Origin of the sequence: Acidovorax sp. SUPP1855 (assembly GCF_030158955.1) — a bacterium.
Lineage (GTDB): Bacteria > Pseudomonadota > Gammaproteobacteria > Burkholderiales > Burkholderiaceae_C > Paracidovorax.
The window spans coordinates 62,962-81,634 of the sequence record NZ_BQXI01000001.1 but is presented as its reverse complement, the minus strand read 5'-3'; the positions used below and the strand labels follow the sequence as shown (position 1 = coordinate 81,634).

General features: G+C 68.1%; 18 protein-coding genes. 8 read left to right on the top strand and 10 right to left on the bottom strand.

The window, feature by feature from the left end:
• The first annotated feature begins 29 nt into the window (after positions 1 to 29).
• Positions 30 to 2,240 (top strand): phosphocholine-specific phospholipase C, encoded by a 2,211-nt coding sequence (locus tag AVMA1855_RS00365; RefSeq protein ID WP_284424180.1) that lies wholly within the window; start codon positions 30 to 32, stop codon positions 2,238 to 2,240.
• 175 nt (positions 2,241 to 2,415) lie between these two features.
• Here AVMA1855_RS00365 and AVMA1855_RS00360 read toward each other — a convergent pair whose 3' ends face one another.
• Both AVMA1855_RS00360 and AVMA1855_RS00355 read right to left on the bottom strand, forming a co-directional pair.
• Positions 2,416 to 3,267: a substrate-binding domain-containing protein gene (locus AVMA1855_RS00360; protein ID WP_284424179.1), complete on the bottom strand. Its 852-nt coding sequence runs from the start codon at positions 3,265 to 3,267 to the stop codon at positions 2,416 to 2,418.
• Positions 3,268 to 3,316: 49 nt separating this feature from the next.
• The gene (locus tag AVMA1855_RS00355) at positions 3,317 to 4,288 is read right to left on the bottom strand and encodes a Bug family tripartite tricarboxylate transporter substrate binding protein (protein ID WP_284424178.1); all 972 of its coding nucleotides are present in this window, start codon (positions 4,286 to 4,288) and stop codon (positions 3,317 to 3,319) included.
• A gap of 109 nt (positions 4,289 to 4,397) precedes the next feature.
• On the opposite strand from AVMA1855_RS00355, the gene AVMA1855_RS00350 reads away from it, so the two are divergent.
• Positions 4,398 to 5,297, top strand: coding sequence for a LysR family transcriptional regulator (locus AVMA1855_RS00350; RefSeq protein WP_284424177.1), 900 nt, complete (start codon positions 4,398 to 4,400; stop codon positions 5,295 to 5,297).
• Positions 5,298 to 5,393: 96 nt separating this feature from the next.
• On the opposite strand, the gene AVMA1855_RS00345 is transcribed toward AVMA1855_RS00350, so the two are convergent.
• Positions 5,394 to 5,906, bottom strand: a complete 513-nt coding sequence (locus tag AVMA1855_RS00345) for a GAF domain-containing protein (protein ID WP_284406063.1) — start codon at positions 5,904 to 5,906, stop codon at positions 5,394 to 5,396.
• A gap of 308 nt (positions 5,907 to 6,214) precedes the next feature.
• Between AVMA1855_RS00345 and AVMA1855_RS00340 the strand changes: the two genes are divergently transcribed.
• A complete protein-coding gene (locus AVMA1855_RS00340; protein WP_284424176.1) occupies positions 6,215 to 6,556 on the top strand; it encodes a hypothetical protein in 342 nt (113 codons plus the stop codon).
• Positions 6,557 to 6,613: 57 nt separating this feature from the next.
• On the opposite strand, the gene AVMA1855_RS00335 is transcribed toward AVMA1855_RS00340, so the two are convergent.
• From AVMA1855_RS00335 to ppsR, 3 genes are all read right to left on the bottom strand, one after another.
• On the bottom strand, positions 6,614 to 6,898 hold the full coding sequence (locus AVMA1855_RS00335; RefSeq protein WP_284424175.1) for a hypothetical protein: 285 nt from the start codon (positions 6,896 to 6,898) through the stop codon (positions 6,614 to 6,616).
• A 24-nt stretch (positions 6,899 to 6,922) separates the two neighbouring features.
• Complete coding sequence (locus AVMA1855_RS00330; protein WP_284402542.1) at positions 6,923 to 7,579, bottom strand: hypothetical protein; 657 nt, start codon at positions 7,577 to 7,579, stop codon at positions 6,923 to 6,925.
• A gap of 128 nt (positions 7,580 to 7,707) precedes the next feature.
• Positions 7,708 to 8,529 carry a posphoenolpyruvate synthetase regulatory kinase/phosphorylase PpsR gene (gene ppsR, locus AVMA1855_RS00325; RefSeq protein ID WP_272568151.1) on the bottom strand — a complete coding sequence of 274 codons (822 nt, stop codon included), beginning with the start codon at positions 8,527 to 8,529 and terminating at the stop codon, positions 7,708 to 7,710.
• Between the two features lie 218 nt (positions 8,530 to 8,747).
• Here ppsR and ppsA point away from each other — a divergent pair, with 218 nt between their 5' ends.
• The 4 genes from ppsA (at position 8,748) to AVMA1855_RS00305 (ending at position 14,266) form a co-directional block, all read left to right on the top strand.
• Complete coding sequence (gene ppsA / locus AVMA1855_RS00320; protein WP_284424174.1) at positions 8,748 to 11,138, top strand: phosphoenolpyruvate synthase; 2,391 nt, start codon at positions 8,748 to 8,750, stop codon at positions 11,136 to 11,138.
• A gap of 19 nt (positions 11,139 to 11,157) precedes the next feature.
• Positions 11,158 to 11,517, top strand: coding sequence for a DUF4212 domain-containing protein (locus tag AVMA1855_RS00315; protein ID WP_284424173.1), 360 nt, complete (start codon positions 11,158 to 11,160; stop codon positions 11,515 to 11,517).
• Positions 11,510 to 13,603, top strand: coding sequence for a VC_2705 family sodium/solute symporter (locus AVMA1855_RS00310; protein WP_284424172.1), 2,094 nt, complete (start codon positions 11,510 to 11,512; stop codon positions 13,601 to 13,603). Before AVMA1855_RS00315 ends, AVMA1855_RS00310 begins: the two co-directional genes overlap by 8 nt.
• A gap of 168 nt (positions 13,604 to 13,771) precedes the next feature.
• The gene (locus AVMA1855_RS00305) at positions 13,772 to 14,266 is read left to right on the top strand and encodes a hypothetical protein (protein ID WP_284424171.1); all 495 of its coding nucleotides are present in this window, start codon (positions 13,772 to 13,774) and stop codon (positions 14,264 to 14,266) included.
• Positions 14,267 to 14,329: 63 nt separating this feature from the next.
• Here the strand turns inward: AVMA1855_RS00305 and AVMA1855_RS00300 are convergent, their stop codons facing one another.
• The 4 genes from AVMA1855_RS00300 to AVMA1855_RS00285 form a co-directional block, all read right to left on the bottom strand.
• Positions 14,330 to 15,409, bottom strand: coding sequence for a TIGR03118 family protein (locus tag AVMA1855_RS00300; protein ID WP_284424170.1), 1,080 nt, complete (start codon positions 15,407 to 15,409; stop codon positions 14,330 to 14,332).
• 220 nt (positions 15,410 to 15,629) lie between these two features.
• Positions 15,630 to 15,989 (bottom strand): FKBP-type peptidyl-prolyl cis-trans isomerase, encoded by a 360-nt coding sequence (locus tag AVMA1855_RS00295; protein ID WP_284402534.1) that lies wholly within the window; start codon positions 15,987 to 15,989, stop codon positions 15,630 to 15,632.
• 145 nt (positions 15,990 to 16,134) lie between these two features.
• Entirely contained in the window at positions 16,135 to 16,440 is a 306-nt protein-coding gene (locus AVMA1855_RS00290; RefSeq protein ID WP_092744314.1) for a winged helix-turn-helix transcriptional regulator, read from the bottom strand.
• A gap of 204 nt (positions 16,441 to 16,644) precedes the next feature.
• Entirely contained in the window at positions 16,645 to 17,553 is a 909-nt protein-coding gene (locus AVMA1855_RS00285; RefSeq protein ID WP_284424169.1) for a LysR family transcriptional regulator, read from the bottom strand.
• 129 nt (positions 17,554 to 17,682) lie between these two features.
• Between AVMA1855_RS00285 and AVMA1855_RS00280 the strand changes: the two genes are divergently transcribed.
• Positions 17,683 to 18,672 carry a hydroxymethylglutaryl-CoA lyase gene (locus AVMA1855_RS00280; RefSeq protein WP_502870241.1) on the top strand — a complete coding sequence of 330 codons (990 nt, stop codon included), beginning with the start codon at positions 17,683 to 17,685 and terminating at the stop codon, positions 18,670 to 18,672.
• Position 18,673: the final 1 nt, after the last annotated feature.

Genomic DNA, 18,673 nt, shown 5'->3' with positions numbered 1-18,673 from the left:
TTCCCCGTCGAACCCACGCAGAGCACACCATGACCATCGATTCCCGGAAACGCAAGTTCCTCCAGGCCGCGGCCGGCACCACCGCGTCCGCCGCGGCGCTGAGCCTGTTCCCGCCCAGCATCCGCCGGGCCCTGGCCATTCCGGCCAACCACCGCACCGGCACGATCCAGGACGTGGAGCACGTCGTGATCGTCATGCAGGAAAACCGCTCCTTCGACCACTACTTCGGCACCTTGCCCGGCGTGCGCGGCTTCGGCGACCGGTTCACCATCCCCGTGGCCGGCGGCCGCAGCGTGTGGCAGCAGCTGGACAAGAGCGGCGCGCCCGTGCTGCCCTACCACCTGGACCAGAAGGCCGGCAATGCCCAGCGCGTGAGCGGCACGCCCCACAGCTGGGTCGACGCGCGCAACGCCTGGGACCGCGGCCGCATGCAGGAGTGGGCGCGCTACAAGCAGCCCCAGTCCATGGGCTACTACACGCAGCAGGAGGCCCCGTTCCAGCTCGCCCTGGCCGAAGCCTTCACGGTGTGCGATGCGTACTTCTGCTCGCTGCACGGCGGCACCAATTCCAACCGGCTGTTCCACTGGACCGGCACCAACGGCGCCACGGGCCCCTCCGGCCGGGTGGTGGTGAACAACGCCCTGGACGAGCTCGATTCGGACACCGACATCCGCACCGGCGGCTACGACTGGACCACCTACCCCGAGCGGCTGCAAAAGGCCGGCGTCTCGTGGATGGTCTACCAGAACATGCCCGACAACTTCACCGACAACCCGCTCTTCGGCTTTCCGCAGTACCGCCAGGCCAACCTCGCTTCCGGCAAGCCGGTCTACCACGACCGCGACGTCAACCCCGCCTACGACCCCGCGAGCGACAACGCCGGCAACCCGCTCTACAAGGGCATTGCCAACACCATGCCGGACGGCGGCTTTCTCGGCACCTTCCGCAAGGCGGTGCTCGACGGCTCGCTGCCGCAGGTGTCGTGGGTCGTGCCGCCCGCCACGTACTCCGAACACCCGGGCCCTTCCAGCCCGGTGCAGGGCGGCTGGTACGTGCAGGAGGTGCTCGATGCCCTCACGGCCAATCCCGATGTGTGGAGCAAGACCGTGCTGCTCATCAACTTCGATGAGAACGACGGCTACTTCGACCACCTGCCGCCGCCGTGCGCGCCGTCGCTGGATGCCAGCGGCGGCAAGATCGGCAAGTCCACGCTGAGCGACCGGGACATGGCCTACGAGTACTACACGCACACCCCGGTCCCCGGCACCGGCATGCCGCCGCCCGATGGCGACTGCTACGGCCCCGGGCCGCGCGTGCCGATGTGGGTGATCTCCCCGTGGAGCCGCGGCGGCTGGGTGAATTCGCAGAACTTCGACCACACCTCCGTGCTGCGCTTTCTCGAAGCCCGCTTCGGCGTGCAGGAGCCGCAGATCAGCCCCTACCGCCGCGCGGTGTTCGGCGACCTCACCACGGCCTTCAACTTCGCCACGCCCAACGACGGGCCGCTCGCCACGCTGGCCGGCCGCCGCACGCGGGACGATGCCGACGCCCTGCGCGCCGCGCAAGGGGCGCTGCCGCAGATTGCCGTGCCCACGCCGCAGGCCCTGCCGCAGCAGGCCGTGCAGGCCCGGCCCTCGCGCGCGCTGCCGTACGAGCTGCACACCAGCGCCCGGGCGGAGCCGGCCGCGGGCACGGTGCAACTGCTGTTCTCGAACACCGGCACCAGCGCGGCCGTCTTCCACGTCTACGACCGGCTGCACCTGGACCGCGCCCCGCGCCGCTACGTGGTGGAGGCGGGCAAGCAACTCGACGACCGCTGGAATGCCGGCACGGACGATGCGGGCGCCTACGACCTGTGGGTGCTGGGGCCGAACGGGTTCCACCGCAGCTTCGCGGGCCAGCTCGGCGCGCTGCGCGCCCCCGGCGTGCCCCAGCCCGAAGTGCGGGTGTGCTACGACATCGCCAACGGCAACGTGCACCTGACCTTGATGAACGCGGGCGCTGCGGAAGCCGTGCTGCGCGTGCAGGCCCTGGCCTACCGCCAGGACGGCCCCTGGACCGCCACGGTGGCGCCGGGCCAGGCGCAGGACCTGCAGTGGGACCTGGGCGGCAGCGCCCGCTGGTACGACTTCCAGGTCACGTGCAGCGCGCTGCCGGGGTTCGTTCGCCGCTTTGCTGGGCGGGTGGAGACGGGCCGCGACGGCTTCAGCGATCCCGCCATGGGGCAGGGCGGTCGTTGATCGCTGAGGGGGGGGCTGCGCTGCCCGGGTGGGGGCGCAGCAGCCTCACCGAGGGCGCCGCCGTGGTGGGTTTGCTATATTTTGTATAGCGTAATGCCGTAGTGTTTATTTTGCTGGAGGCCATTTTGGCCTCAGGCCTCTCCAGGGCGATTACCGGTGCGGACCGCCCGCCCGCTCAGCGCGTGGCCGCGGGCTCCATGCCCGTGCTGCGCACGATCGGGGCGGCCGCTGGCGACGCCAGGAAGCGGATCAGATGGCGGGCGGCATCCGCGTTCTGCGCGCCCTCGGCCACGCCGGCCGAGAAGAACACGCGCTGCTGCACGGCGTCCGGCAGGGGCCCGACGAATTCCAGCTCCTTGAACGGCAGCAATTCGCTCACTTGCTGGAAGCCCAGCTCCGCATCGCCCCGTAGCACCACCGCGCCGACGCGTTCGCTGTAGATCCTGGTGGCCTTGGTCTTCATCGCCTCGGCCACGCCCAGGCGCGGGAACAGTTCGTTGACCAGGTAGGTGCCGCTGGCGCTGGCGGAATAGGCGACCGATTTGGCCTGGAGCAGGGTCTGCTTGAGGGCCTCGGGGCTGCTGATGTCCGGCTTGGGCGTGCCTTTGCGCACGCTCATGCCGATCATGGAGCGGGCCAGGTCGACGCGGCTGCCCGCTTGCACCTTGCCCTGCGCCGTCAATTCGTCCAGCCCCGAATCGGCCAGGATCACGATGTCGAACTGCTCGCCCCGCGCCATGCGGCTGGGGATGGAGTCGGGTGCGTTGCCGAGCGATGCGCCGCGCGCCGTGACGACCGTGTGGCCGGTGGCCTGCTCGTACAGCGGCACCAGCTGGTCGTAGGCGGCCGAGAAGCCGCCGGAGGTGACCACGCGGATCTCCGCGGCCTGGGCAGCGGGCGGCGCGGCGCCTCCCAGGGCCAGCCCCAGGCCCAGGGCGGTGCCCAGCAGGGTGCGCAGCACGCGGCGCCGGGCGTTGCTGGGCGTGGCCGTGGTGGGGGACGGTGTGAGCGGGAGGTTGAGCGGCATGTCCTTTGTCTCCTGATTTTTCTGGGGGGAATGCGTCCGGCCTGCCGTCTCAGTCGGCGGTGATCTTGCGTTCGCGGATGATGCGGCCCCACTTGGCATGCTCCGCCGCGATGAATTGGCCGAGTTCTTCGCGGCCCGTGGGGCTGGCGGTCTGCCCGTGCTTGAGCAGGCTGTCGCGCACCTCCGGCGTGTTGAGCACCTTGACGATTTCGGTGTTCCAGCGGTCCAGCAGGGGCTTGGGCGTCTTGGCCGAGGCCACGAAGGCGTACCAGTTGGTGGCGTTGAAGCCCGGGTAGGTCTCCGCCACGGTGGGCACGTTGGGCAGGTAGGCCGGGCGCGTCAGGCCGGTGGTCGCCAGGGGAATGAGCTTGCCCGATTCGATGTGGGGCAGGGCCGAGGGCGGTGCGGCGTAGAACGCGGTGACCCGCCCGCCCAGCACGTCCTGCAGCGCCGGGGCGCCCCCTTTGTAGGGAACGTGCAGCGTGTCGATCTTCGCCACGTCGTTGAGCAGTTCTCCCGCCAGGTGCGCGGCCGAGCCCGGGCCGGTGGAGGCGTAGTCCAGCTTGCCGGGCTCGCGCTTGGCTTTGGCCACGAAATCGCCGAGCGTCTTGATGCCGGTGCTCGCGGGCACCACCAGCACATTCGGGAAGGCCACGCCCATCGAGATGGGCGCCAGGTCCTTGAGCGGGTCGTACGCCACCTTCATGAAATGGGGTGCGATGCTCAGTGGCCCGATGGAGCCGAACAGCAGCATCGACCCGTCCGACGGGCCGTTGGCCACCTGGGCATGGGCCAGGTTGCCCCCGGCCCCCGGCTTGTTGTCCACCACCACGCTCTGGCCGATGTTCTCGCCCAGCTTCTTGGCGATGATGCGGGCGGCGATGTCGGCCGAGCCACCCGCGGCGAAGCCGACCACGAGGGTCACCGGCTTCTTGGGCGGAAAGTCCTGCGCCTGGGCGGTGCTGGCGAGGGGGAAGCTGGCGGCCAGGAAGGCTGCCGCGATGAGGGGGCGTCGTTGCATGGGGTGTGTCTCCGGGAAAGCGCCGCCGGGTCGTTGGCCCGGCGATCAAGGGCGCATCGTAGGAGGGGCACAATGATCCGTAAATTGCAATTTACGAAACGACTGTTGCATGCGAAGCATCAAATTCGACCTCAAGGAACTGCAGGCCTTCGTGGTCACCGCGGACCAGTCCAGCTTCCGCGTGGCGGCCGAGATCCTGTGCCTGTCCGCCCCGGCCTTGAGCCGGCGGGTGGAGCGGCTGGAATCCGCGCTCGGTGCCCGGCTGCTGGAGCGGACCACCCGCACGGTGGAGCTGACCGCCATGGGCCAGGAGTTCCTGCACGAGGCGCGCATGGCATTGACCGGGCTGGACGAGGCGGTCCAGCGCTTCGGCGACCAGGTGCAGTTGCGCCGGGGCCGCGTGACCATCGCCTGCGTGCCGTCCGTGGCCAACCACCTGCTTCCGCGGGCGCTGCAGGCCTTCGCACAGGCGCTGCCCGACGTGCAGGTGCACGTGATCGACGAGAACGCCCAGCAGGTGATGGAGGCCGTGGCCCGCGGCGAGGCGGACTTCGGCCTGAGCTTCACCGGCACCCAGGAGTCGGCGCTGCTGTTCCAGCCGCTGCTGCGCGAACGCTACGTGCTGGCCATGCCGCGCAGCCACGCCTGGGCCCAGCGCCCCGAGGTGCGTTGGGAGGAACTGGCCGGCCAGCGGCTGGTGTCGGTCTCCAGCCGCAGCAGCAACCGCCTGCTGCTGGATCAGGCCATGGCGGAACTGCCGAATCCTCCCGTCGCCTGTTACGAATGCAACCATGTGACCGGCGCGCTGGCCCTGGTCGAGGCCGGGTTGGGGCTGGCGGCCTTGCCGCAGCTGGCGCTGTCACCCGCGCATTCCCAGGTGTGCGGCGTGCCGCTGACCGGGCCCGACCTGTGGCGCACCCTTGGGCTGCTGCAGCGGCGCTCGCGCGAACTCAGCCCGGTGGCCGAGGCCCTGCGGCAGCGCCTGCTGCAGATGCATGCCGCGGTCTGACGCGGCCGATTGCACTCGAAGGGCAGGGCATTTGGCGGCCGGCATGCATCCGCTGCCCCGATGGCCCGGCGGTGCCGCATTCGGCGCCAGGCTTGCTCAAGCCCGCGCCGAACCCGGCGCCAGCCGCGCGGCCAGCAGGTTGGCCGTGTAACGCAGCCGGTCGATGTCCGCATCGGCACGAACGCCGCGGCTGAAGCAGCACAACGTGCCGTACACCGCCCCGCCGGACAGGCGCACCGGCGTGCTCAGATGGGTGCCGATGGGGAACCCCGGGTCCGGCGCCTTGCCGGACGCGATGTAGGGCGCGGCATCTTCCATCCGCTCCGGCAACCGGCCTTCGACCACCCGTTGGCACCAGCTTTCTTCGACCGGGTCGGACCGGCCCACTTCCACCGGCGAGAAATCCGGCGCGCTGTCCACGGCCATGATGGTGCGGTGGTCGGCCGTGAGCTGGGACACGAAGGCGACGTCCATGCCCAGCCGCGTGCGCAGCAGTTTCAGCACCTCCGGAACGGCGGCGGGAAGCTCAGGGTCGGCGGAATCGCTGGTCGCGACCAGCAGCTCGCAAATCTTGACGTCGAGGTCGTCGGGGTTGTAGTCCAAAAGCATGCCTGTCAGTCTAAAGGCAGAGCCTGCGTGCGGCGGAGCACCGGGCCGAATGACATCATCGGCTTGAGAATTATTCTCATATACTGTGCTGCAGCCAGCCAGGCGCCAACCCGTGGGGTGCGGCGCTCCGAGCCAGCGCTTTCGTTTCCCAAATGATCCAGGTCTGCGCCCGTTCGCATGGCGCATCCGCTGTCCGGTCCGTGGATGGTGGATTCCGCGTGCGGTGTCGTTGGCCCTCCGGGCCGCAAGCTGCCCGCGGTGTGGCGATGGCTGGCCTGGTCTGTTGCAATTCCGAAGGAGGCTTGACCATGGCTGCCGATGCACCGTGCCCGGACACTGAAAATCCCACCGACGAGGAATACCGCCTGCCCTGCACCGAGGCGCTGCTGGCCAGCACGATGGCGCTCATGACGGGCCACGCGCACACCGCCGAAGCCCCGTATCGCGATGCCATGGCCCGCAAGATCATTGTGAACCTACAGGCCCTGTCGCAGATGCCGGGGCTGACCTCGCACTTTCGCACCATGCTGCGCAGTCTGCAGACCCACTGGACCCCGGGTCCGGAGCGCCGCGCGGCAGCGCAAGAAAACCGCGACCCCGAGCCCCGACCCCAGGCACTGTGGCACGCGGCGCCGGAGGCGGTGCAGTAGGCCGGCGGTGCTATCGCGCCTTTGGTAGAACTGGTCCTGACCCCGGGCCTCTTCGACTCAGCCGGCCACCTTGATCGCCAGGATCGCCAGGCCAAGCAGAACGAGCACCGCGGGCAGAACGCGGGCCCGTGGCCGCGAGGCCTTCGCCGCGATGGCGATCTGGACCACTGCGACAAGGGCAAAGATCGCACCCGCTGCCACGATGGCATTGCCCGACCCGTTTTCGATGGCGTTGACGGGAATGGACGGGTCCATCCCGTGCATGAAGTCGTATTGATTTTGTGGCAGAAGCGCCATGATCAGCAGGCCCAGGATGGACGCTGCATGCAGGGTGATCCGCAATAACTTATTCATGGTGCAGGTTAATCATTCAATGAGGCTGCTGAATCGTGGCCAGAAATTGACGATGAAGTTTCCATAGCTCGTGTTCTGTTTGATCTGTTCCAGAGACAGTCCCATGCCTCTGTTGTAGCGCGCGCCGATGATGCGGACTTGCTCCATGCTTAGTGGGAATGTGTATTTGTCATGATCTGCCAGTTGCCTCAGATGCTGCGCCACGACGTCGATATTGAAAACATCCCTTTGCAGGCAGTTGGCGAGTCCCCTGGATTGGGTGACTGACATGTCGGAAGCGGGAATGCCCATTGTCTCGCCCGCCGTGCGGATTTGAATGCTGACGGAGCCGAACGATGTTTTATTCGGATGCCGGGTGATCGCCATTTTGTCGATGGCAGGAGGGCCGCTCCAATCAAATGAACGAACTTCGAATGCGACGCGATCAATGAAATTGGGGTCGCCCCCCACCTCGATCCAGCAAACACCAGCCAGCAATGGTGGTGGAAGTCGATATTTGGTGGCGGCTTCAAGGATGTACTGCTTGTTATGACGAACCCACGCGTCCTTGAAGTTCTGGATGTATTGCCGGCCGCCGCCCATACGGTCCGGAATCAGCTTCCACGCAAATAGATCGATCAAACCCCATGTAGGTGAATCGTTCGATGTACGGCACTCAATCTCAGCCATCGTTTCTCCCTTTTTAAATCAATAGACCGATGGCCATGCTGTGCACAGCCATCTTGATCCATCTGCAAATAATAAGGGAGCGCGGTCTGCCCAGGCTCTGACTATTCGTTTGGCTGAGTCATTGCATATCAATACACCAGCCGCTCGGGACGCACTTCCTGCAGGATGGTCGTGGCGATTTCCTCGATGCTTTTGGTGGTCGTGGACAGCCAGCGGATGCCCGCGCGCCGCATCATCGCCTCGGCCTCGGACACCTCGTTGCGGCAGTTGTCCAGTGCCGCGTACCGGGAGTTGGGGCGCCGTTCGTTGCGGATCTGCGAAAGCCGCTCGGGCTGGATCGTCAGCCCGAAGATCTTCTTGCGGTGCGGCTCCAGCGCCGGGGGCAGCTGGCGCCGCTCGAAGTCCTCGGGAATCAGCGGGTAGTTGGCCACTTTAAGCCCGCACTGCATGGCCAGGTACAGACTGGTGGGGGTCTTGCCGCTGCGCGACACGCCCACCAGGATCACGTCGGCGCCGGCCAGGTCGCGGTGGCTCTGGCCGTCGTCGTGGTCCAGGCTGAAGTTGATCGCCTCGATGCGGTCGGTGTATTCCTTGCTCAGGCTCACGTCCGAAAATCGGCCCACGCGGTGGTGCGACTTGGTGCCCAGCTCGGTCTCCAGCGGCCGGATGAAGGTGCCGAACATGTCCAGCAGCATGCCCTTGCACCCTTCCTGGATGACGCGCAGCACGCCCATGTTGACCAAGGTGGTGAAGACGATCGGCTTCTTGCCTTCCACATCCGCCGTGTGGTTGATCTGCCGCACGGCCTGGTGCGCCTTGTCCTCGGTGTCGATGAAGGGCAGGCGCACGTGGCGCGGCTTCATGTCGAACTGGGCCAGGATGGCGTTGCCGAAGGTTTCGGCCGTGATGCCGGTGCCGTCGGAAATGAAGAAAACGGTGCGCGTGTGCATGGGCAGGGGTTCCGAAGAAGGGGGACGATCCGTCAGCCCGCCGCCAGCGCGGCCGCGCAGGGCAAGCCTACAATGGCGCCCATTATCCAAATTCTCACCATGCACCCCGGCGGCCCACAACCACAACACCAAAGCCGAACGCCGTGCATGGGCGCTCGCCCGCGATTGCTCCCCCGGAGCGCAGGCGCAGACCCAGTTTCAACTTCTGGAGCTATCCCATGTCTGCACTCTTCAACGCGACCGCCCTGGTCGTTCCGTTTGAAAACCTGAGAATGACCGACGTCGAGTCGGTGGGCGGCAAAAACGCCTCCCTCGGCGAGATGATCTCCCAGCTGCCCCAGGGCGTTCGCGTTCCCACGGGCTTTGCCACCACCGCCCACGCGTTCCGCCAGTTCCTCGCCCACGACGGCCTGGCCGACAAGATCAGCAAGCGCCTCGCCGCGCTGGACACCGAAGACGTGCGCGCGCTGGCCGCTGCCGGCGCGGAGATCCGTGCCATGGTCGAGGCCCAGCCTTTCCCGACCGACCTGCAGCAGGCAATCGCCGAAGCCTTCGCAAAACTGTCCGAAGGCAACCTCCAGGCGAGCTTCGCCGTGCGTTCGTCCGCCACGGCGGAAGACCTGCCCGACGCCTCGTTCGCGGGCCAGCAGGAAACCTTTCTCAACGTGGTCGGCATCGACGACGTGCTGCACAAGATGAAGGAGGTGTTCGCCTCCCTGTACAACGACCGCGCCATCAGCTACCGCGTGCACAAGGGCTTCGCGCACGACGTGGTCGCCCTGTCGGCCGGCGTGCAGCGCATGGTGCGCTCCGACCTGGGTGCGGCGGGCGTGATGTTCACCATCGACACCGAGTCCGGCTTCGAAGAAGTGGTCTTCATCACCAGCAGCTACGGCCTGGGCGAGACGGTCGTGCAGGGCGCCGTGAATCCCGACGAGTTCTATGTGCACAAGCCCATGCTCCAGGCGGGCAACAAGGCCGTGATCCGCCGCAACCTGGGCTCCAAGCTGGTGCAGATGGTCTTCGCCTCGGCCGAGGAGAAGGCGGCCACCGGCAAGCTGGTCAAGACGGTGGACGTGGCGACCGAGCAGCGCAACCGCTTCTCGCTGTCCGATGCCGACGTGGAGCAACTGGCGCACTACGCCCTGGTGATCGAGCAGCACTACGGCCGCCCGATGGACATCGAATGGGGCAAGGACGGCACCGACGGCCTGCTCTATATCCTGCAGGCGCGCCCCGAGACGGTGAAGAGCCAGTCCAAGGGCCAGGCCGAGCAGCGCTTCAAGCTGAAAGGCACCGGCACCGTGCTGGCCGAAGGCCGTGCCATCGGCCAGAAGATCGGCACCGGCCCCGTGCGCCTGGTGAGCGACATCGCCGAAATGGACAAGGTGCAACCCGGCGACGTGCTGGTCACCGACATGACCGATCCCAACTGGGAGCCCGTGATGAAGCGCGCCAGCGCCATCGTCACCAACCGCGGCGGGCGCACCTGCCACGCGGCCATCATCGCGCGTGAACTGGGCATCCCCGCCGTGGTGGGCTGCGGCGACGCCACCAGCCTGCTCAAGGACGGCACGCTGGTGACGGTGAGCTGCGCCGAGGGCGACACCGGCAAGATCTACGACGGCCTGCTCGAAACCGAAGTGACCGAAGTGCAGCGCGGCGAAATGCCCAAGATCGGCACCAAGATCATGATGAACGTGGGCAACCCGCAACTGGCCTTCGACTTCTGCCAGCTGCCCAACGACGGCGTGGGCCTGGCCCGGCTGGAGTTCATCATCAACAACAACATCGGCGTGCACCCCAAGGCCATCCTGGACTACCCCGCCGTCGATGCCGACCTGAAAAAGGCCGTGGAATCGGTGGCGCGCGGCCATGCCTCGCCCCGTGCGTTCTACGTGGACAAGGTGGCCGAGGGCGTGGCCACCATCGCCGCGGCCTTCTGGCCCAAGCCGGTGATCGTGCGCCTGTCGGACTTCAAGAGCAACGAGTACCGCAAGCTCATCGGCGGCAGCCGCTACGAGCCCGAGGAAGAGAACCCGATGCTGGGCTTTCGTGGCGCGGCGCGCTACATCAGCGCCGATTTCGGCGAGGCGTTCGCGATGGAGTGCGACGCCATCAAGCGCGTGCGCGGCGAGATGGGCCTGACCAACGTGCAGGTGATGGTGCCCTTCGTGCGCACGCTGGGCCAGGCCGACAAGGTCACCCAGTTGCTGGCCAAGCATGGCCTGAAGCGCGGCGAGGCCGATCTCAAGGTCATCATGATGTGCGAGGTGCCCAGCAACGCCGTGCTGGCGGACGAGTTCCTGCAGTACTTCGACGGCTTCTCGATCGGCTCCAACGACCTGACCCAGCTCACGCTGGGCCTAGACCGCGACTCGGGGCTCGAACTGCTCGCGCAGGACTTCGACGAACGCGACCCCGCCGTGCTGGCCCTGCTGTCCCGCGCCATCGCCGCCTGCAAGGCCCAGGGCAAGTACGTGGGCATCTGCGGACAGGGCCCCAGCGACCACCCGGACTTCGCCGAGTGGCTGGACAAGGAAGGCATCTCGTCGATCTCGCTCAACCCCGACAGCGTGATCGCCACCTGGCAGCAACTGGCCCGCTGACGGGCCCGGTCCGGCCACCATGCCCACGCGCCCATCGGTGATCGAGGAGCCCGGGGCCGGACATCCCTTTCCGCCCGACCTGCACGATGCCCGCCACCTCTGGCTGAAGGCGGGCCTGCTGCTGGCCTGGGCCGCGGTGTCCTTCGGAGCCTGCTACTTCGCCCGCGACCTGCAGTTCATGGTGGTGGGCGGCTGGCCGCTGGGGTACTGGATCGCGTCGCAGGGCGCGGTGCTGGTGTTCATCGGCATCGTGGCGATCTACTGCGCGGCGATGAACCATTTCGAACGGCAGGACGCGAACGCGGCGGCCGGTGTGGACACGCCGCCGTCCACCCCCGACGCGCCGGGCCCGGGCGCTCCCGGCAAGCCGCATGTATGACGCGCCGCCGCAAGCCGCCTACGGCCGGCGGCTGCGCCGCATCCTCGCGCTTTATGTGGCCGGGGTGATCGCCTTCCTGGCCGTCATGGCCTGGGCCGAGCAGCGCGGCCTGTCGCGCCACTGGATCGGCCCCATCTTCCTGTTCCTGTCCGTCATGGTCTATGCGGCCATCGGCGTGTACGGGCGCACGACCGATGCCGACGAGTACTACGTCGCCGGGCGCCGCATTCCGCCCGTGTACAACGGTATGGCGGCGGCGGCCGACTGGATGAGCGCGGCCTCGTTCATCAGCCTGTCGGGCGCGCTGTACCTGCAGGGCTTCTCGGGCGTGCCGGGGCAGGCCGGCGGCCTGGCCTATCTGCTGGGCTGGACGGGCGGGTTTTGCCTGGTGGCGCTGCTGATCGCGCCGCACCTGCGGGCCATGAACCTCTACACCATCCCGGAATTCTTTCAGGTGCGTTTCGGCGGGCGCTGGCCGCGCGTGATCGCAGCGCTCGCGGCCGTGCTGTGCTCGTTCACCTACGTGGTGGCGCAAATCTACGGTGTGGGCTTGATCGCCTCGCGGCTCACGGGCGTGCAGTTCGAGATCGGCATCATGCTGGGCCTGGGCGGGGTGCTGCTGTGCTCCTTCCTGGGCGGCATGCGCGCCATCACCTGGACGCAGGTGGCGCAGTACGTGATGCTGCTGCTCGCGTTCCTCATTCCCGTCTCCTGGCTGGCCTACAAGCAACTGGGCAATCCCCTGGCGCCGCTGGTGTACGGCACCCAGATCGGCAAGATCGCCGACATGGAGGCCCGGTTGCTCGCCGACCCCGCGGAGCGGCAGGTGGTGGCGGCCTACCAGGCGCGGGCGCAGGAGCTGCAGGCCCGTCTGAAGGACGTGGGCGCGGCGCTGGAGCGCGAGCGCGAAGCGGCCCGCCAGCGCATCCGCCAGCTGCGCGACCAGAACGCGGACGTCGGCCTCATCGTGGCGGCCAGCCGGGAGCTGGCCACGATGCCGCGCGATGAAGACACGGCCCGCGAGCGCTGGAGCCGCGAAATGCGCGAGAGCGAAGAGCGCGCCCGCCCGCTGGGCGGCCTGCCCGCGCACAGCCAGCCCTACGTGGGCGACCCGGACGGATCGCCCGAAGCGCAGCGGGCGTATGAGGACACCCGGCGCAATTTCCTCGCGCTGATGTTTTGCCTCATGGTGGGCACGGCCGGGCTGCCGCACCTGCTCACGCGCTACTACACCGTGCCCTCGGTGGCGGCTGCGCGCTCTTCGGTGGCCTGGTCGCTGTTCTTCATCGCGCTGCTGTACCTCAGCGCGCCGGCGCTGGCGGTGCTGGTGAAGTTCGAGGTCATGAGCAACCTGGTCGGCAGCCCGTTCGACGCACTGCCCAACTGGATCGGGCAGTGGGCACGGGTGGATGCGGCGCTGCTGTCGGTGGAGGACGTGAACGGCGACGGCATCGTGCAGTTTGGCGAGATCCGCTTCGGCGCCGACCTCATCATGCTGGCCACGCCCGAACTGGGCGGGTTGCCCTATGTGATCTCGGGGCTGGTCGCCGCGGGCGGGTTGGCGGCGGCGCTCTCCACGGCCGATGGCCTGCTGCTTACCATCAGCAATGCGCTGGTGCGCGATCTGTATTTTCACGAGACGGGCCGCAGGGCATCGCCCGAGCAGCGCGTGATCCTGACCAAGTTCACCCTGCTGGCAGTGGCGCTGTCCGCCGCGTTCGTGGCGGCGCTCAAGCGCTCGGAGATCCTGCCCATGGTGTCGGCCTCGTTCTCGCTCGCCGCCTCGGCCTTCGTGCCGGCGATGGTGCTGGGCATCTTCTGGCGCGGCGCCACGCGGCAGGGCGCGGTGGCGGGCATGTTGTGCGGGCTGGGTGTGACCGTGTACTACCTGCTGTCGCATGTGGAGGCCGTGCGCGCCGTGGTGCCTGCCGTGCTGCTGGCGGACAGCCTGTGGTTCGGCATCCAGCCGATCTCGGCCGGCGTGTTCGGCGTGCCCATGGGCCTTGCGACCGCGTGGCTGGTGAGCCTGCTCACGCGGGCGCCGGGGGCCGGGCCGTCGGTCCATTCGCGCCTGCCGGGGATGTGAGCGGCGGGTGTGCGCGCCACGGCGCACGGTGGGGCTCGCGGCGATGCGGGAGGGGATGGAGGTTATGGATAAACCCGGATTCACAAAGCCCCGACCACGTGCGACGCTGCGCCCAACCATCGGACGGGCGCGTGCCCCCGACGCCGCCGAAAACGATCAGGGGGAACCGTGCTACTCGTCAAGACATCTGCAGGCCATCTGGCCCTCAAGGACCGCCACGGCGCGCTGACCTCGCGGCAGCGTTCGGCCTTCATCCTGTTCGATGGCAAGCGCACGTTGGCGCAGGTGCTGGCGGCCACCGCGACCATGGGCATCGGCATGGACGACGTGCTGGCGATGGTCGGGCAGGGCCTGCTGTCGTTGCCGGACGGTAGTGCGCCGGACCTGCAGAACGCGTCGCCCGAGGGCATGCCGTCCCCGGCGGGCGCGCCGGGTGCGGCCCCGGCAACCGGCGAGGCATCCTCGTCGCCCATGGAGCGCTACCAGGCGGCCTATCCGATCGCCACGGAAATCACGTCCAGCCTGGGGCTGCGCGGCTTTCGGCTGAACCTGGCGGTCGAGGGCGCACGCAGTTTCGACGACCTCGCCGCACTGGCGCCGAAGATCCGCGAACTGGTGGGGGATGAAAAATACCGGCGCCTGGAGCGGGCACTGTTCGGCTGACCGGCCCTGCGCAGCGGGCCGGTCCTGCCGCAGCGCCGTGGCGATGCGGCAGGAAGGCGTGGATCAGGGCTGCACATCCACGCGGCCGTAGGCGCCGTTCACGCCCTTGTTCGGCCCCGCCACATAGAACAGCGTGTTCAGCGGCTGCTGGTTCAGGCCGTTGCCGAACGCGATGCCGCGCACGCCGTCCAGCTGCAGGGGCGTTCCGTCCTTTTGCGCCAGGGCGCCGTTCCATTCGCCCGTTGCGGGGTCGAACGCCTGCAGCGTGCCGTCGCCTTCATTGGCGACGATCAGGCGGCTGCTGGCCCCGGCGAAGTTGCCAGGCGCCTGGGCGATGCCCCAGGGCGCGTTGAGCGTGGCGCCGGGCGTGACGATGCGCTGCGCCAGCGTGCCGTCCGTGTTGAAGGCATTCAGCGCGCCCAGGCCGGCGCCGGCCACGGCATTGCGCCGGTTGGCGTCCTGCTGCGCATAGGTCACGTAGATGCGCGTGCCGATGGTCTGGATGCCGTAGGGCGCGTAGTTGGCCGGCAGCTGCGGATCGGCGAAGCTGCCCGCCAGCTGCACCTTCTGGAAGCTGGTGTTGAACACGTCGACCTTGTTGTTGCGGAAGTCGGTGGCGTACAGGAAGTCCGCGCCGTTGCGGGTGGCCACGGCCAGGCCCTTGTAGACCGCGCCGCCGCCGTCCCGGTAGGTCACGATGGCATTGGCCAGATCGGCTGCGGGGCTCCAGCCGGAGAGGCTGCCGTCCTCGCTGGAAAACACGAAGCGGCTGGGGCCGGTCACGCCGTTCTTGGTGACCGGGAAGCTGCTGGTGCCGCTGAAGATGATGCCGGTGGGGTTGGCCGGAGCGCTGCCGGCCGGGGGCACGGTCACCACCAGGGTCTGCGGCACGCCGTTGCCGTCATAGAGCGTGGACTTCTGCGTGGCCGTGGCGGTCACCCAGACGAAGCCGTTCGGATTGAAGGCGATGCCCCAGCCGTTCTTCAGGTTGGCATCGGTCTGCGTGCCTGCAATGCTACCGTCGGACACCACGGCCTTGGCCGTGAAGGAGGTGACCGTCGGCGGGGCGTCGCTCCCGCCGCAGCCGGCCAGCACCAACGCCGTCGCCGGCACCGCACCCCACAAGATTCTGGATATTTTCAAGATTGCTCCGTTGGAAGATCGCAGTCATTTTTCTGCCGTCGTGAGTGCGGGCTGCGTTGCCAAAGGTTGTGGGGGGCGGTGAAAAGAAAATGGAAGCGCGAGCGGGCAGGCAAGGGCGCCCCAGATGGAAAAAGGGCTGTGCCTTCTTGCGAAGGCACAGCCCTTTGGGGGAGGCGGCGCGCACCGGGCGCCGGTCTCGGTGCGGACCGCGCCGCGCCGATCAGCTGCCGACGCCGAGCAACTCGACGTCGAACTTCAGCGTGGCGTTCGGCGGGATCACGCCACCGGCGCCGCGGGCACCGTAGCCCAGGGCGGCGGGAATGATCAGCGTGCGCTGGCCGCCCACCTTCATGCCCTGCACGCCTTCGTCCCAGCCCTTGATCACCATGCCGGCGCCCAGGCCGAACTCGAACGGATCGTTGCGGTCGCGGCTGGAGTCGAACTTGGCGCCCTGCTCGCCGTTGTTGTAGAGCCAGCCGGTGTAGTGCACGCTGACGTGGTTGCCGCGCGTGGCCTCGGCGCCTTCGCCCACGACGGTGTCTTCGTATTGCAGGCCGGAGGGGGTGGTGGTGAATGCCATGGGTGTTCCTTTCGAAGTGCTACTGAAATGATAGCGATATGCCCTAGTGCTTATTGCGCTGGAGCCCTAAAAGACCAAACCCGCGCAGCGCGCGGGTCGGGCAGGGTGGCGGACGCTGGAGGGGCCTCGCGCCGGCTTGGTCGACTTACTTCTTGACCCGCGCTGCGACCCAGCGGGTGGCGAAGGCCTGCACGTCGGACAGCCGCTTGAGCAGGTCCACGCCCGAGGGGGTGACCGTGTAGCCGTCGTTGCCGTGGTCCAGCAGGCCGGCTTCGCGCAGTTCCTTGATGCGGGTGTTCAGCGTGTTGGGCGTGATGCCGCCCACGCTGTCCTGCAGCAGTCGGAAGGTTTGGGGGTGGCCGTCGCGCAGGGCCCAGAGCACGCGCAACGCATAGCGGCATTCGAGCTTTTCGAACAGCTGGTTGATGGCGGCGTTTTCCTTGGAGCTCATGAAAGCTTCTCCTTGCGCGATAGAGAGATAGAAATCCGGCAGCGGGCAAAACCCGGGCGGCCGGAACGCTGTGAATATAGCGTGGAAACCATTTTGCTACAAGTTTAATAGCTCCAGAGCAGCACCCCACTTGCGCTGCGGGGTAAAAATACTCAGGTGTTACAGGATTGTTGCACTCCTGCCACGGCCCCGGTGGACGCTCCCTCAGCGCGCCGCGGCACCCGCCGACACCAGGTGCTCGACCAGCAATTGGGCGGCCGGCGCCAGGCCCGGCGCCGGCCGGAAACACAGCGCGAACCGCCGCCGGGCCCACGGGTCGGCCAGCGGCACGATGCGCACCCCCGTCGCCGCGGCGAACGGCACCGCCACCTCGGCAGGCACCACGCTGATGGCGAGGTTGGCGCGCACCACGCGCAGGGCCGCGTCGAAGTTGGAGACCAGCACGCGGTGGACCAGCGTGCGGCCCTCCACCGCCGCGGCGCGCGCCAGCAGCACGTGCACGGCGCTCAGGGCCGGCATGCTCACGAACTCGTAGCCCAGCACGTCGGCGAACCGCACGCTGTCCTGGCGCGCCACCGGGTGCGAGGGGTGGGCGACGATGGCCAGGTGGTCGTGCCGGTAGCTGCGCGTTTCCAGGCCCTGCAGATCGGCCGCGTCCCAGCAGATGCCGATGGAGGCGCTGCCTTCGCGGATGCCGCGGACCACCTCGGGGCTCACCCGTTCCTCCATGCTCACCTGGATGTCGCGGTGCGCGGGGTTCTGCAGGAAGGCCGCCACGTCGTCCGCCAGCGATTCGGCCATGACGGAGGCCGTGACCAGCATGCGCACGTGCCCGCGGATGCCGGTGGCGAAGGCCGCCATGTCGCGCTCGATGCGGTCCACGCTCGCCAGCATGGTGCGGGCGTGTTCCAGCAAGGTTTCGCCTGCGGCGGTGGGCACCACGCCGTGGCGCTTGCGCACCAGGAGCGGCGTGCCCAGCGTGTCCTCCAGTTGCGCCAGCCGCTTGCTCACCGCCGAGCCGACGATGGATTCCTGCTCCGCCTCGCGGGCGATGTTGCGGTGCTCGCACACCGCCACGAAGAGCTTGAGGGTCTGGAGGTCGGGCAGGCGCATGAAAGGAATGTGAAAAGGGGAAGGGATTCAAGATTTTCCTTTCTGGAATCTTAGGCCTTCCAGAATTGGCATGAATTGATGGAAGGGAATTTCTAGAATGCCTGCACAAGACCCCAGACAGGAGACTCCGTGACCCCCCGCACGCCCGCAGGCCCGCCCGCCCATCCGCTCCCCCCTTCGTCCGCCCAGGCCATCGTGAGAGAGGTGGGCCTGCGCGATGGCCTGCAAAGCATCGCCACCGTGGTGCCCACCGCCCGCAAGATCGCATGGGTCGATGCCGCCTATGCGGCCGGCCAGCGGGAGATTGAGGTCGGCTCGTTCGTGCCGGCGCGCCTGCTGCCGCAACTGGCCGACACCGCCGAGGTGCTCGCGCACGCCAAATCCCTGCCGGGTTTGGTCGCCTCGGTGCTGGTGCCCAACCTGCGCGGGGCGGAGCGGGCCATCGAATGCCAGGCCGACCTGATGGTCGTACCGCTGTCCGCCAGCCACGCGCACAGCCTGGCCAACCTGCGCAAGACGCCGGACGAGGTGGTGGCCGAGGTGGCGCGCATCCGCGCGGCGCGCGATGCGGCGGGCAGCCGCACCCTGATCGAAGGCGGGGTGGGCACGGCCTTCGGCTGCACGCTCCAGGGCGAGGTGGCCGAAAGCGAAGTGCTGCGCCTGATGCAGGCCCTGCTCGACGCCGGGGCCGACCGCGTGAGCCTGGCCGACACCGTGGGCCATGCCGATCCGGCGGGTGTGCAGCGCCTGTTCGAGAAAGCCCGCGGACTTGTCGGCGAGCGGCTGGCCTGCGCGCATTTCCACGACACGCGCGGCATGGGGCTGGCCAACGCCTACGCCGCCTGGCAGACCGGCATCACCCGATTCGACGCCTGCCTGGCCGGCATCGGCGGCTGCCCCCATGCCCCCGGCGCAAGCGGCAACGTCACCACCGAAGACCTCGCCTTCATGCTGGAGCGCATGGGTGTTTCCACCGGCCTGGACGTGGCCGCGTTGCTGGCGCTGCGCGAGCGCGCGGCCGGCTGGCTGGAGGGGGAGACCCTGCACGGCGCGCTCTGGCAGGCCGGACTGCCCCGCACGGCCGCGTCCCTCCCCGCAGCGGTTGCGTCCGCTGCCTGAC

What these genes read in the sequence shown, in the direction of transcription:
- ppsR (WP_272568151.1), bottom strand. Translation starts at nt 8,529, where the DNA reads ATGCACACGCGCACCGTTTTCTTCATTTCCGACGGCACCGGCATCACG.
- AVMA1855_RS00350 (WP_284424177.1), top strand. Translation starts at nt 4,398, where the DNA reads ATGCGAAGCATCAAATTCGACCTCAAGGAACTGCAGGCCTTCGTGGTC.
- AVMA1855_RS00290 (WP_092744314.1), bottom strand. Translation starts at nt 16,440, where the DNA reads ATGAGCTCCAAGGAAAACGCCGCCATCAACCAGCTGTTCGAAAAGCTC.
- AVMA1855_RS00285 (WP_284424169.1), bottom strand. Translation starts at nt 17,553, where the DNA reads ATGCGCCTGCCCGACCTCCAGACCCTCAAGCTCTTCGTGGCGGTGTGC.
- AVMA1855_RS00310 (WP_284424172.1), top strand. Translation starts at nt 11,510, where the DNA reads ATGTATGACGCGCCGCCGCAAGCCGCCTACGGCCGGCGGCTGCGCCGC.
- AVMA1855_RS00340 (WP_284424176.1), top strand. Translation starts at nt 6,215, where the DNA reads ATGGCTGCCGATGCACCGTGCCCGGACACTGAAAATCCCACCGACGAG.
- AVMA1855_RS00295 (WP_284402534.1), bottom strand. Translation starts at nt 15,989, where the DNA reads ATGGCATTCACCACCACCCCCTCCGGCCTGCAATACGAAGACACCGTC.
- AVMA1855_RS00345 (WP_284406063.1), bottom strand. Translation starts at nt 5,906, where the DNA reads ATGCTTTTGGACTACAACCCCGACGACCTCGACGTCAAGATTTGCGAG.
- AVMA1855_RS00360 (WP_284424179.1), bottom strand. Translation starts at nt 3,267, where the DNA reads ATGCCGCTCAACCTCCCGCTCACACCGTCCCCCACCACGGCCACGCCC.
- AVMA1855_RS00330 (WP_284402542.1), bottom strand. Translation starts at nt 7,579, where the DNA reads ATGGCTGAGATTGAGTGCCGTACATCGAACGATTCACCTACATGGGGT.
- AVMA1855_RS00315 (WP_284424173.1), top strand. Translation starts at nt 11,158, where the DNA reads ATGCCCACGCGCCCATCGGTGATCGAGGAGCCCGGGGCCGGACATCCC.
- ppsA (WP_284424174.1), top strand. Translation starts at nt 8,748, where the DNA reads ATGTCTGCACTCTTCAACGCGACCGCCCTGGTCGTTCCGTTTGAAAAC.
- AVMA1855_RS00355 (WP_284424178.1), bottom strand. Translation starts at nt 4,288, where the DNA reads ATGCAACGACGCCCCCTCATCGCGGCAGCCTTCCTGGCCGCCAGCTTC.
- AVMA1855_RS00365 (WP_284424180.1), top strand. Translation starts at nt 30, where the DNA reads ATGACCATCGATTCCCGGAAACGCAAGTTCCTCCAGGCCGCGGCCGGC.